We start from the raw sequence: 13201 nt of genomic DNA on the forward strand, positions 1-13201 counted from the left end.
GCGATGCGTATTGGCCCGCCAATGCCCGCTTGTCCGCCGATGGGATGCGTCGCATCGGCGCTTGGTGATTCCTCGAATGTCCGGACGGGCGGGGCCGTTCTCTGGTATCCTGATCGTTCACACCTTTATCGATACGAATCAAGCTAGAATGCGGGTACCATGAAGATCAACCACGCGGTTTTGCACGTCTTCGACTTCGTCTCGTGCGTCAACGTGTTCGCGCACGACGAGCTCGACCTTTCAGCGAAGAACACCAAGCGCTACGTAGCCGGACACGCCAAGCGCGCACTCGGGAACCTGGATAACAAACGCGGCTCGTTTGCCGAGGACAGCCTGTTCGCACCCGAGTTGAAACGGTATTTTCGCGGGGAGCGCGATTTCGTGGATCTTTCCGTGCAGATTGCCGAGTACCTTGTCCAAGAGCTCGGGCGCATGGAGAAAACGGAATCGACCGATTTGCTCGTCATCGATTTCGAGGATGAGGCGAGTGCGGTTGTGGGCGATATGAGCGACGAGGAACTTGCCCGGGCCTACGAAGCCAAGGGCAAGCGGTACTTCGCGCTTTTGCTGCTCGAAGCGCGGCAAGCGTACATGCACGAGGTGGGTACTGGCGAGGACGGGGCTACCGCAACCGGCATCGCGCGGCATCACGCCATCCTGCCGAACCCCTCGCAGAAGGTGCAGTCCTATGCCGTCATCGAATCGGGATCGCTCGCCGTGGCGTTTTGCGACAAGGCGCGCACGATAGCGGGCGAGGAGCGCTGGCTCATCCCTGACGGCCTGCTGCACTGTTCGATGGAAGCTTCGGGCAAGGAGACGTTCGGTACAGTAGCACGCATCGTCGAGGAGGTTGCCCAGGAATACGGCGCCAACACCGCCGTGGCGCTGTCGAAAGCGAAAGCGTACGTTTCCGAACATGCGGAGGAATCCGACGAGGTGTACCCCGAAGAGCTCGGCCGCGAAGTGTTCGCCGACGACGCGGCGCTGCAGAAGCGCTTCGAGGAGGCGGTAGCCGAAGAGGCGCTTCCCGAAAAAGTGGTAGTCGAGAAGGCCGTCGCCCAGCGCGTAGCCAAGAACCACAAGATCAGAACCGATACCGGCATCGAGATCACCTTTCCTGCCGAGTACGGCGAGAACCCCGACTTCATCGAGTTCGTGAGCGCTCCGAACGGCCTCATTTCCATCGAGCTTAAAAACATCGGGCATATCGAGAACAAGTAGACGCGCCTGCGGGCGAAGATGCGGGAGACGCGATGGCTGAACATGCAGCAGACGGGCAAGGGGCACATCTTACGGGCGACACGTCCGAGGGGGCTGTCTCTCGGGTTTCCTCCGAGGTCGAAAGCGGTTTCGCTGCGGATGCGGCGGATGGACCCGCTGCTGACCCTACCTGTATTGCGGATACGGTGGCTGGATCCGATGCAAGCCCTTCTTTCGCCGCGGGTTCGCTCGGGCGGCTTGCGCCCTCATGGTGGGAGCCTGAGGACGGAGAGGCGCAGCCCGAGCCGTGGCTTTCCCCCGACGAAGCGCTCGACCGGTTTCTCGACTGGACGGTAGGGCGGGGTATCGAGCTGTGGCCCCATCAGGAAGAGGCGCTCATGGCGCTTATGGTGGGCGACCATGTGATTTTGGGAACGCCCACAGGTTCGGGCAAGTCGCTCGTGGCGCTCGGGATGAGCTTCATGGCGCTTGCCTCGGGGCGCCGCGCGTACTACACGGCACCCATCAAGGCGCTCGTAAGCGAGAAATTCTTCGATCTCGTGGAGGTGTTCGGGCGCGAGAACGTGGGCATGATCACGGGCGATACGCACATCAACACCAGCGCTCCCATCATCTGCTGCACGGCAGAGATTTTGGCGAACCTCGCATTGCGCGAAGGCGAGGAAGCCGACGTGGGCTGCGTGGCGATGGACGAGTTCCATTTCTACGGAGACGCCGATCGCGGGTGGGCATGGCAGGTGCCGCTGCTCACGCTGCCGAAGACGCAGTTTCTGCTCATGAGCGCCACGCTCGGCGATGTGAGCGCTTTGGCGGAATCGCTTACCGCCCAAACGGGGACCGATGTGGATGTGATCGCCGATGCGCCGCGGCCTGTGCCGCTTGCCTACGAATACGTTGAGATGCCGCTTGAGGGTACGGTGGAGCTTGCGCTGCGTAAGGGCGAGGCACCGCTGTACCTCGTGCACTTCTCGCAAGATGCTGCACTTGCGACTGCGCAATCGCTTTCCAGCTTCGGCGTCGCCACGAAAGAACAGCGCGCGGTCATCAAAGAGGCCGTTTCCGGCACTCGTTTCACCACGGCGTTCGGACAGGTGCTCAAGCGGCTTTTGGCAAGTGGCGTTGGCGTGCATCATGCAGGAATGCTTCCGCGCTACAGGCTGCTCGTCGAAAAGCTCGCCCAGCAGGGGCTTTTGCCGGTGATCTGCGGGACCGACACGCTCGGCGTAGGCATCAACGTGCCCATCCACACGGTGGTGCTGACGGCGCTTGCCAAGTTCGACGGTCACCGCATGCGCAGGCTGCGAGCCCGCGAGTTCCATCAGATCGTCGGGCGGGCAGGACGGTCGGGATTCGACACCGAGGGCATGGTGATTGCCGAGGCTCCCGAGCACGAGATCGAAAACGCCCGCCTGGTTTTAAAGGCGGGAGGCGATCCGAAGAAGATCCGCAAGATCAAGAAGAAGCAAGCGCCCGAAGGCTTCGTCACCTGGAACAAGCAGACGTTCGACCGCCTCATCGAAGCGGTGCCCGAAACGCTCAAACCGCGCATGCGCATCACGCACTCGATGGTGCTTTCCGAAGTGGTGCAGGGAGGCGATGCCTACGGCCGCGTACGCAAGCTCATCGACGATTCTGCGCAGACCGACGAAGAGAAGGCAGCGCTTGTCGTGCGAGCCGACGAGATATTCGAAACGCTGATAAACGCAGGTGTGGTTGAACGGGTTTCGGGCGAGGATGGTGCGGTCGAATACGTGACCACCGTGGATTTGCCGGAGGACTTCGCGCTCGACCAGCCGCTCTCTCCGTTTCTGCTTGCGGCGCTCGAGCTGTTGGATCCCGAGGACGAGACCTATGCGCTCGATGTCATATCGCTTGCCGAGGCGACGCTTGAGAACCCGCGCCAGGTGCTGCGCGCCCAAGAGCGGCATGCCCGAGATAAAGCCATGGCCGAGATGAAGGCCGAGGGCATCGAGTACGAGGAGCGTTTGGAGAAGATCGCCGATGTCACGTATCCGAAACCGCTTGAGGATCTGCTGGAGGCCGCGTTCGATCGGTACTGTCAGGAAGTTCCGTGGGCGCGCGACTTCGAACTGGCTCCCAAATCGGTGCTGCGCGATATGATCGAGACCGCATCCGACTTCAAGGGTTACGTGGGCCGATACGGCATCGCCCGTTCGGAGGGCACGCTTTTGCGCTACCTGACCGATGCCTACCGCGTGCTCGACCGCACCGTGCCAGCCGAACGGCGCGACGTGCGGCTCGACGATATCGTGGCATGGCTCGGCTTCGTGGTGCGTTCGGTCGATTCGAGTTTGGTGGACGAGTGGGAGAGCGCCGGGTCAATGCTGGATGCGGCTCCCCCCGCGCCCTCGGACGAGGTGGTGCACGACCGCAGGGGGCTTACCGTACTCGTGCGCAACGCGCTCTTTTTGCGAGTGCGGCTTGCATCGCAGGGCCGTTCCGGCGAACTGGGCAAACTCGATCAGGGTTGGGGCTGCGGCGAGCCGCGCTGGCAACGGGCGCTCGATGCGTTTTTCGAGGTGCATGAGGATATTCTCATCGATGCGGATGCGCGCTCGATGGCGTACCTTTCGATCGACGAGGGCGATGAGAAGGGCGAGCATGTGTGGCATGTGCACCAGATATTTAGCGATTCGGACGGCGACCGCGATTTCGGCATAGCCGCCGATGTGGATTTGGATGCGACCCAAGAAGGCAGCGAGGCCGTATTCAAAAACTACAGGGTTGGGTTCTTCGAAGAGCTGTAGGGCCTTGTCCCTGATTGGTTTTCGATGTCGTGTCGAGGGGCATGCAAGGGGCCCAGCGCAGGATGGACTCTGCGCCTGAGGGATGGGCTTGGAGTCCATCCTGCGCTTGCGGGCGAAGTATTGTAGTGTCTTGTGGGAGCCGGCATGCAGCGAATGCACATTCTTGTTAGAACTTCTGTTCGCATTCCGTTCTCTGTGTCATAATCTAAGGGAACAAACAGAAGGGAATCCAGCATGGCACAGACGAGCGCTCCGTCGACGACGCGACGCACACTTCACTATTTTTGGCTTGTAACGCGCAGACACGGCGGGCTGTTTGCGGCGCTCATGATTGCGACGATCGCATTCGTAGCGCTGCTTTCGTACGGCAACCCCTACGTCATGAGCCTCGTGGTCGACCGCGTGAGCGAAGGCACGGTTGCCCCCGATGAGGTGTTTACGGTGTTCGGCCCGTATATCGCCGCGCTCATCGGCATCAACGTGGTGGGCCAGGTGGCAAGCAAGCTGCAGGACTACACCATGTACCGGCTGCAGATTGCCGCAGCGTACGATCTGGCGACGATGTCGTTCGATGCGCTTTCCAACCAATCCATGTCGTTTCACTCGAACCGTTTCGGCGGCACGCTTGTGAGTCAAACCACGAAGTTCATGAGCGCCTACCAGCTCTTGCTGGAAACCATCACGTTTCCGTTTTTGCCCGTGATCTGCTCGGTTGTGTTCACGTGCGCCATTCTGGCACCACGCGTGCCGGTGTACGTGGCCATCCTCATGGTGCTTCTTCTCGTATACGCGTGTGTGTCGTATTACATGTACAAGCGCATCCTCTCGCTCAACGAGAAGGCGGCGAGCGCGCAAAACCAGCTTTCCGGCGAGCTTTCCGATTCGGTCGCCAACATCCTTGCCGTGAAAACCTACGGGCGCGAGGATTACGAGCGGGGCTTGTTCGACGAAGCGAACCGCGAAGTGGTAGCACGCGATTCGAAGCGCATGTGGGCATCGCTCACGCGCGGCATCGTGACCGCATGCATCACCATCGTCATCATGGCGGTGGTTGCGATATTCATCGCGGGCGGAAACGCTTGGTACGGTATTACGCCCGGCACGCTCGTGGTCATGTTCACCTATACCTACACCGTGACGAACCAATTCAACTTCATCAACAACGGCCTCCAGCGCTTCAACCGGGCCTTCGGCGATGCGAGCGGCATGACCACGATCCTCGACGAGCCGCGCCTTGTGGCCGACAAGCCCGATGCTTTGCCGCTCGTCGTGCGCGAAGGGGCCATCGATTTTGAAGACATCGATTTCTGGTACACCGACGGCGAGGCGCGCACGCAGGTATTCGATGCGTTCGACCTGCATATTCCCGCAGGTCAGCGTGTGGGGCTTGTGGGTATGAGCGGGGCGGGAAAGACAACGCTCACGAAGCTTTTACTGCGGCTTTCCGATATCCAGGAGGGTCGCATCCTCGTTGACGGGCAGAACATCGCCGATACCACGCAGCAATCGCTGCGCCGCCAGATCGCCTACGTGCCGCAAGAGGCGCTGCTATTCCATCGCACCATTGCGGAGAACATCGCATACGGACGACCCGAGGCAACCATGGAGGAGATTCGGGAAGCTGCCCGCCAGGCGAACGCGCTCGAATTCATCGAACGGTTGCCGCAGGGGTTCGAGACGGTGACGGGTGAGCGCGGCGTGAAGCTTTCGGGTGGACAGCGCCAGCGCATCGCCATCGCCCGAGCGCTTCTGGCCGATTGCCCGGTCCTCGTACTTGACGAGGCGACGAGCGCGCTCGACTCTGAAAGCGAGCTTCTCGTTCAGGATGCGCTTGCCACGCTCATGAGCGGCCGTACGTCCATCGTGGTAGCGCATCGCCTTTCGACCGTTGCGAGCCTTGACCGCATCGTCGTGCTCAAAGACGGTAAGGTGGTAGAGGACGGCCCGCACGTCCAGCTTATCGAAGCAGGCGGGGAGTACGCGTACTTATGGAGCTGCCAGACGGGCGCGTATTTGGAATAGAAAGTTCAATAAGTTCATTTTTCTGCCGTTGAGTTCAATTTTTGGAGAAATTCCTGCTTGCATGACGTATACTCAGTGAACGATTTCACGAAATTGAACCTTAGGAGTGCTGATCGCATGCGGGAGCAAACGTTTGCCGAACGTCTCAACGAAACCATGACGGCACGAAGCCTCAAGCAGGCCGATCTTATCCGCATTGCGGGCGAGCGTGGTACAAAGCTCGGAAAAAGCCAGGTCAGCCAATATGCTAACGGAAAAACCGTGCCGCGAAGCGATGTGCTGCGCATCTTGTCCGATATCCTCGAGGTGAGGGCCGAGTGGCTTATCGATGGAACGGAGCCTGTTTCCGAAGAGCGCGAAATTGAACCGCCACTGCACCGTGAAAAAGAAGGACATGCCGAAAACCGGGAAAAGGATGGCGCTATGGGAGCGATCAGGAAGTCAACCAAGCTCGACAACGTGCTCTACGACGTGCGGGGTCCGGTTGTGGAGGAGGCCGAGCGCATGGAGCAAGCCGGGGCCACCATCCTCAAGCTCAACATCGGCAATCCTGCTCCGTTCGATTTTCGCGCACCCGACGAAATGATATACGACATGGGTCGCCAGCTTGCGGATTGCGAAGGCTACTCGTCGGCGAAAGGGTTGTTCTCGGCCCGCAAGGCCATCATGCAGTATGCGCAGCTCAAGCATATCGAGGGCGTGACTATCGAAGACGTGTATACGGGCAACGGCGTAAGCGAGCTCATCAACCTGAGCCTGCTTGCCCTGCTCGACAACGGCGACGAAGTGCTCGTTCCCTCGCCCGATTATCCTCTGTGGACCGCGTGCGTGACGCTTGCGGGAGGTACGCCCGTTCACTACGTGAGCGATGAGCAGGCGGAATGGTACCCCGACATGGATGATATCCGCAAGAAGATCACGAGCCGCACGAAAGCGCTCGTCGTCATCAACCCGAACAATCCTACCGGTTCGCTTTACCCCCCTGCGGTGCTGCAGGAGCTTATCGACATCGCGCGCGAGCACGACCTCATCATCTTCTCAGATGAAATATACGATCGGGTTGTCATGGACGGGCTCGAGCATGTGTCCATCGCCTCGATGGCACCCGATTTGTTCTGCGTGACGTTCAGCGGACTCTCCAAATCGCACATGGTCGCGGGCTACCGTATCGGATGGATGATCCTTTCGGGGAACAAGGCGAAGGCGCACGACTACATCTTGGGGATCAACATGCTCTGCAACATGCGCATGTGCTCCAACGTACCCGCGCAGTCAATCGTGCAGACGGCGCTTGGCGGCCATCAAAGCGTGCAGGGTTACGTGGTGCCGGGGGGACGCGTGTACGAGCAGCGTGAATTCGTGTACAAGGCGCTCAACGACATTCCCGGCGTGACGGCTGTGAAACCGAAGGCGGGCTTCTACATCTTCCCCAAACTCGATGTGAAGAAGTTCAACATCACCGACGACGAGCAGTTCGCCCTCGATCTGCTCCATGAGAAGAAGATTCTCGTCGTGCACGGGGGCGGGTTCAACTGGAAAAAGCCCGACCACTTCCGCGTGGTGTTCTTGCCACGAATCGAAGTGCTCGGCGAAGCCATGGAATCGCTTGCGGATTTTCTGGCGCATTACCGGCAGTAAACGCACGAGCGCACGACGGCCGATTCGGGTGTCTTCGGGCGAAAGGCGGAAGATGTGCTTGTCGGTGCTCGTGCATCGAGCAAACCCATGCAATCGCTTTGCTCTTGCTGTAGTTGGCTTGCGCCGAGGGTGGCTTGTTTTTCGGATCGGGGACCCTAGCGTGCGCCTTCACGTGTGGGATTGACGGCGTTGCGCTCACCCCAGGCACACATGGCCTCCATCAGGGGGTAGAGCGAGCGGCCTTTTTCTGACAGGCTGTATTCCACCTTCGGGGGAATCTGCGGGTATTCGGTGCGCACGATAAGCCCGTCCGCTTCCATGTCTTTCAGCTGCGAGCTGAGCGTCTTATCGGTGATACGGCCGATTTTGCGTTTGAGCTCGTTGAATCGCACGGTTTCGCACTCCACGAGCCAATACAGGATGACCATCCGCCATTTGCCTCCGATCATCGAGAGCGTGTAGCCGAACGGCGTGTCGGTAAGGGAGGAAAGGTTCCCCTCAAAAGGCTCCATGCTCATCGCTTTGCTTCCTTTCAGAAAAGTACCCATCAAAAAAGACAGTACTATACCGTTGCTTCGATGTGCAGTATACCTGAGTTCGAGCGTGTTGTCTGCGTGATCGAACTGCGTGCAGCGCCACGCCTGAAAGCAAGCGACCGATGAGGAGCAGATATGAGCATGAACCAGGTGAGAATTACCGTGTTGAAGACAACGTTCGATGAAAAGCTGGCGCAGGAATACGGAGTCGAGGGTTTGAAGGCCTGTCCTTTTCTCAAAGAAGGGCAGGTGTTCTACGCCGATTACGCCAAACCCGAGGGTTTTTGCGACGAGGCGTGGAAGGCGGTCTACCAGTATGTGTTCGCGCTTGCGCACGGTGGCGCCAAAAGCAGCGCGTTTTATTTCGATGACTGGATGAAGGAACCCGGGATAGCTATAGCGAGCTGCAACGACGGTCTGCGTCCGGTCATCCTGAAGATCGAGGCGACCGACATGCCCGCCAAGCTCGGGTAGGATCCAGCGAACGTCGCAGGTGCGGTCTGCGGTCGGCGGCGGCAAGATTAGCGGCACACGCTTTGGCGGGCGATGTCGGCATAGTGCGGGTGCCGTTTCCTCATCCATTGTCGACTTGTTTCGGATTCGGCGGCGTTAAGGCCCGAGCCAGTGGGTGCTGGGGTATCATAGTCGAAGACACATAGCACGGCATTGCGCTGCGCCAACGGGGGCGTACGCCTACGGATTCGAAAGGTTGAGCATGACGAAAATAGCGATGACCACGCCGCTTGTTGAAATGGACGGCGACGAGATGACGCGCATCATCTGGCAGATGATCAAAGACGAGCTCTTGCTTCCGCACATCGATCTCAAAACCGAGTACTACGATTTGGGACTTGAACATCGCAACGCCACCGACGATCAGGTGACGATCGATTCGGCCGATGCCACCAAACGTTTGGGCGTGGCAGTGAAGTGCGCCACCATCACTCCGAACGCCGCACGTATGGACGAGTACGATCTCAAGAGCATGTGGAAGAGCCCGAACGGCACGATCCGCGCCATGCTCGACGGCACGGTGTTTCGCACCCCTATTACTGTCAAGGGCATCGAGCCGTGCGTGCGCACCTGGGTCAAGCCCATCACGATCGCCCGTCATGCGTACGGCGACGTTTACAAAAATGCCGAGATGATCGTTCCCGGCCCCGGTACGGTAGAACTCGTGTATACGGCAGCCGACGGAACCGAAACGCGCGAACTCGTCCACGAGTTCGACGGCCCCGGAGTGGCCCAGGGCATGCACAACCTCGACGCGTCCATCGAGAGCTTCGCGCGCAGCTGCTTCGAGTACGCGCTTGATCTGGGACAGGATATCTGGTTTGCTACCAAGGACACGATTTCCAAAAAGTACGACCACCGCTTCAAGGACATCTTCCAGGAAATCTACGACGCCAAGTACGCAGCGCGCTTCGAAGAGGCCGGCATCGAGTACTTCTACACGCTCATCGACGATGCCGTGGCGCGCGTGATGAAAGCAGACGGCGGCTTTATCTGGGCCTGCAAGAACTACGACGGCGATGTGATGAGCGACATGGTGTCGAGTGCGTTCGGATCGCTTGCGATGATGACCTCGGTGCTCGTGAGCCCGCAGGGCTACTATGAGTACGAGGCCGCGCACGGCACCGTGCAGCGCCACTACTACAAGCACCTCAAAGGTGAGGAAACATCCACGAACTCGGTTGCCACCATCTTCGCGTGGTCGGGAGCGCTGCGCAAGCGCGGCGAGCTCGACGGCCTGGCTGATCTGGTCGACTTCGCCGATCGCTTGGAAAAAGCCACGCTCGATACCATCGAGGCTGGCGAGATGACGGGAGATTTGGCGCGCATCACGACGCTCGAGAATCCGAAAACGCTCAGCACGCGCGACTTCATTCTGGCGGTTGCCGGGAGGCTGTAACGTTTCACCTCATCTTGTTGCCCTGCTTAGCGATTGCCGGGTTGCTCTAAGAACCATTTCCATGCAGGAATCTGGACGATGCTCTTTCCCCTCTTGTTCGAAAAGGGCATCGTCGCCTTTTCCGACAATGAGGGTTGCGCTTTTGACTTTACGCTCGTCCATCGCCTCCCAAAGCGCCCTCGTTTCGCGGGCGAGTGTTCCGGCGTCGTCGATGCGAGCTGCAACTTGGTACAGTTCGCAGGTTTCGTCGAAAAGCGCATCTCCCGTAACGAAATCAATGTTTCAAGAATTATCGTATTCATTATTCTCTAAACTGGCTAGATAACTTTACCAATATTTCAAAAACTGGAAAGGTTATCTAGCCAGTTTGGGAACAAAGTGATTCGTGGCGGTTCGACTACGAAGCGAACGACCACGACACGGCGACGGTGCATCGCTCCCTGTTCGGGTAGGGCTTCGGCTACGGGCAGGTCGATTCTCCCGCACCTCTACCGATGGGGCCTGACATAGCGCCCCGTGATGCTTGCCGGGTCGGCCGCTATCTCCCGAGGAGTGCCTGCGGCAACAATACGACCGCCTGCTTCGCCGCCACCCGGGCCCATGTCGATCACGTAGTCGGCATTGGCTATCACGTCGAGGTCGTGTTCGATCACAAGTACGGTTGCTCCGCTTTCGACAAGGCTCTGGAACACTTCGAGCAGCGTTCGCACATCGAGGGGGTGCAGCCCTATGGTGGGCTCGTCGAATACGAACACGGCATCGTGCTGCGCGCGGCCCATCTCGCTTGCTAGCTTCAGGCGTTGCGCTTCTCCGCCCGAGAGAGCAGGTGTGGCCTCGCCGAGCGTGAGGTATCCGAGACCCAGATCGTGGAGCGTCTTCAGTTTGGCATACACCCTTTTCAGATCATCGGTTGCGAGAAGCGCTTCATCTGCGCTCATAGCCATGATCTGGGGAAGCGTGAAGCCGGGGCCATCTTCGCCCTTGCGCGGGCGGTGGATGCGACTGGCTTCCTTGCCGTAGCGCGAGCCGCGGCATGCGGGGCAGGTGATATCAACATCGGGCAAGAACTGCACATCGAGGCTGATCGAACCTGTTCCATCGCAAACGGGGCAGCGGAGGCGCCCGGTGTTGTATGAAAAGTCGCCCGCTTTGAAGCCTGCGGCTTTGGCGTCGGCGGTGCGCGCATAGGCGCGGCGCAATTCATCGTGCACGTTCGCGTACGTTGCCACGGTGGAGCGCACGTTGGTGCCGATAGGCGTAGCATCGATGAGGTTTGCGCGTACGATGCTCTCGGCTTCGATACACCGTACATGAGAAGGGAGTTTCGATCCCTTCGCCTGAGCCTCGAGGGCGGGAATGAGGCTTTCGAGCACGAGCGTGGTTTTCCCCGAGCCCGATACCCCCGTAACCGCCGTCAGTCTGCCGAGTGGGAGGTCGACGGCAAGCGGCTTCACCGTATGGAGGCGCTCGGTTTCGAGGTGTATGCGGCCGTGGTCGAATACGTGCGGCGAAGAAACCTGTTTGCGTACCTCTACGGATTCTTTCCCTGAGAGAAACGGCCCGATCCGCGATGCGGGATCGGCCTCGATTCGTTCGAGCGGACCCTGCGCGATCACGCGGCCGCCATCTGCTCCGGCTCCGGGTCCCATCTCTACGAGGTAATCGGCGTGGGCCAGTATGTGCGTGTCATGATCCACCATGACGAGGGAGTTTCCGTCGGCAAGAAGGTCGCGCATGACGTCGAGGAGTCCGTCGATGTTGGAGGGATGCAGGCCGATCGAGGGCTCGTCGAGCACGTAGAGCACCCCTGTGGTGCGGTTGCGCACAGCGCGGGCGAGCTGCACGCGTTGGCGCTCGCCTGTGGAAAGCGTGGAGCTTGCGCGGTCGAGCGAAAGGTAGCCGAGACCCAGATCAACGAGGCGGCGGGCCGTATGCAGAAACGATTCGCAGATGCTTTTTGCCATAGGTCTCATTTCGGGCGGCAAGGCTTCGGGCGTGGCGGCAACCCACGCGATCGAATCGTCAAGCGTCTTTTCGGTTGCTTGTGCCAGGTTTATGCCGGCGATATGCGGATTTCGCGCTTCGGGGGAAAGGCGCGTGCCGTGGCAGAGGGGGCAGGTGCCTTGCGTGAGGAACCGCGAAACGCGCGTGAGTCCCTTTTCGTCCTTCGCCTTGGCAAGCGCGTTCTCTACCGTGTACACGGCGTTGTAGTACGTGAAGTCGAGCTCGGCGAAGGTGTCGGTTTTCTTCGCCTTGTACAAGATGTGCTTCTTTTCCGCCGGTCCGTGAAACACGATATCGCGCTCTTTCGGCGTGAGCTCGTTGAAGGGGACATCGGTGCGTACGCCCATTTCGCGCGCGACCTGCTTCATGAGATCCCACATGAGTGTACTCCATGGTGCGACCGCACCCTCGTCGATGGTAAGCGTTTCGTCGGGTACGAGCGAATCGATATCGACCGTGCGCACGATGCCCGTTCCGTCGCATGTCGGACAGGCGCCCTCGCTGTTGAAAGCGAGCTGCTCGGCTCCCGGGCCGAAGAATTCAATGCCACAGGTTGAGCAGGTGATGGGCCGTTCGGCCGCCACGGCGAGCGTCGGCGGGTTGCGGTGGCCGTTCGGGCAGACGTGGCTGCCTGCGCGCGAGAACAGAAGGCGCAGGCTGTTGAGCAGTTCAGTGGACGTACCGAACGTAGAACGAACGCCCGGCATGCTCGGGCGCTGGTGGAGGGCGAGTGCAGCGGGAACGTGGAGCACCTCGTCCACCGACGCATGACTTGCCTGGGTGAGGCGCCGGCGCGTGTAGGTGGAGAGCGCCTCGAGGTAGCGGCGAGAGCCTTCGGCATAGAGTACGCCCAACGCGAGCGAAGACTTCCCGGAGCCGGATACTCCGGCGATGCCCACGAGTTGGTTCAAGGGAATGTCGACGTCAATGCCCTTCAGGTTGTGCACGCGTGCGCCGCGCACTTGGATGCGATCGGGTTCTTGGGGCTTGTCGGGAACGGTGTCGGGTGCGTTTTTGCGTGTCATAGTGTTTGCCTCGGGTGCTTGTGCGGTTTACCTGTGTCTCGGTGCTCGTGCGGGATTCCATAGTAAAACGCTGCA

At 59.8% G+C, this 13201-nt stretch carries 8 protein-coding genes; 6 read left to right on the top strand and 2 right to left on the bottom strand.

From position 1 onward, the window contains the following. Positions 1-159 precede the first annotated feature (159 nt). The 4 genes from FJE54_RS07970 to FJE54_RS07985 all read left to right on the top strand — a co-directional run bounded on the left by FJE54_RS07970 (position 160) and on the right by FJE54_RS07985 (position 7649). A complete protein-coding gene (locus FJE54_RS07970) occupies positions 160-1221 on the top strand; it encodes a nucleoid-associated protein (RefSeq protein WP_139652278.1) in 1062 nt (353 codons plus the stop codon). A gap of 32 nt (positions 1222-1253) precedes the next feature. Next, positions 1254-3989: a DEAD/DEAH box helicase gene (locus tag FJE54_RS07975; protein WP_139652279.1), complete on the top strand. Its 2736-nt coding sequence runs from the start codon at positions 1254-1256 to the stop codon at positions 3987-3989. Positions 3990-4223: 234 nt separating this feature from the next. Next, on the top strand, positions 4224-6011 hold the full coding sequence (locus FJE54_RS07980) for an ABC transporter ATP-binding protein (protein WP_139652280.1): 1788 nt from the start codon (positions 4224-4226) through the stop codon (positions 6009-6011). Between the two features lie 117 nt (positions 6012-6128). After that, entirely contained in the window at positions 6129-7649 is a 1521-nt protein-coding gene (locus FJE54_RS07985) for an aminotransferase class I/II-fold pyridoxal phosphate-dependent enzyme (RefSeq protein ID WP_139652281.1), read from the top strand. A 155-nt stretch (positions 7650-7804) separates the two neighbouring features. Here FJE54_RS07985 and FJE54_RS07990 read toward each other — a convergent pair whose 3' ends face one another. Next, positions 7805-8167, bottom strand: a complete 363-nt coding sequence (locus tag FJE54_RS07990) for a winged helix-turn-helix transcriptional regulator (protein WP_139652282.1) — start codon at positions 8165-8167, stop codon at positions 7805-7807. Between the two features lie 153 nt (positions 8168-8320). Between FJE54_RS07990 and FJE54_RS07995 the strand changes: the two genes are divergently transcribed. Together FJE54_RS07995 and FJE54_RS08000 are read left to right on the top strand one after the other, a co-directional pair. After that, the gene (locus FJE54_RS07995) at positions 8321-8659 is read left to right on the top strand and encodes a TIGR04076 family protein (protein ID WP_255467294.1); all 339 of its coding nucleotides are present in this window, start codon (positions 8321-8323) and stop codon (positions 8657-8659) included. 241 nt (positions 8660-8900) lie between these two features. Next, entirely contained in the window at positions 8901-10097 is a 1197-nt protein-coding gene (locus FJE54_RS08000) for an NADP-dependent isocitrate dehydrogenase (protein ID WP_139652283.1), read from the top strand. Positions 10098-10585: 488 nt separating this feature from the next. On the opposite strand, the gene FJE54_RS08005 is transcribed toward FJE54_RS08000, so the two are convergent. Continuing rightward, positions 10586-13126 carry an excinuclease ABC subunit UvrA gene (locus tag FJE54_RS08005; RefSeq protein ID WP_139652284.1) on the bottom strand — a complete coding sequence of 847 codons (2541 nt, stop codon included), beginning with the start codon at positions 13124-13126 and terminating at the stop codon, positions 10586-10588. Positions 13127-13201 lie beyond the last annotated feature (75 nt).

The organism is Raoultibacter phocaeensis (genome assembly GCF_901411515.1).
Lineage (GTDB): Bacteria > Actinomycetota > Coriobacteriia > Coriobacteriales > Eggerthellaceae > Raoultibacter > Raoultibacter phocaeensis.

Bases quoted from the DNA above. Each gene is read 5' to 3' on its own strand.
- FJE54_RS07970 (WP_139652278.1), top strand. From the start codon at position 160: ATGAAGATCAACCACGCGGTTTTGCACGTCTTCGACTTCGTCTCGTGC.
- FJE54_RS07975 (WP_139652279.1), top strand. From the start codon at position 1,254: ATGGCTGAACATGCAGCAGACGGGCAAGGGGCACATCTTACGGGCGAC.
- FJE54_RS07980 (WP_139652280.1), top strand. From the start codon at position 4,224: ATGGCACAGACGAGCGCTCCGTCGACGACGCGACGCACACTTCACTAT.
- FJE54_RS07985 (WP_139652281.1), top strand. From the start codon at position 6,129: ATGCGGGAGCAAACGTTTGCCGAACGTCTCAACGAAACCATGACGGCA.
- FJE54_RS07990 (WP_139652282.1), bottom strand. From the start codon at position 8,167: ATGAGCATGGAGCCTTTTGAGGGGAACCTTTCCTCCCTTACCGACACG.
- FJE54_RS07995 (WP_255467294.1), top strand. From the start codon at position 8,321: ATGAGCATGAACCAGGTGAGAATTACCGTGTTGAAGACAACGTTCGAT.
- FJE54_RS08000 (WP_139652283.1), top strand. From the start codon at position 8,901: ATGACGAAAATAGCGATGACCACGCCGCTTGTTGAAATGGACGGCGAC.
- FJE54_RS08005 (WP_139652284.1), bottom strand. From the start codon at position 13,126: ATGACACGCAAAAACGCACCCGACACCGTTCCCGACAAGCCCCAAGAA.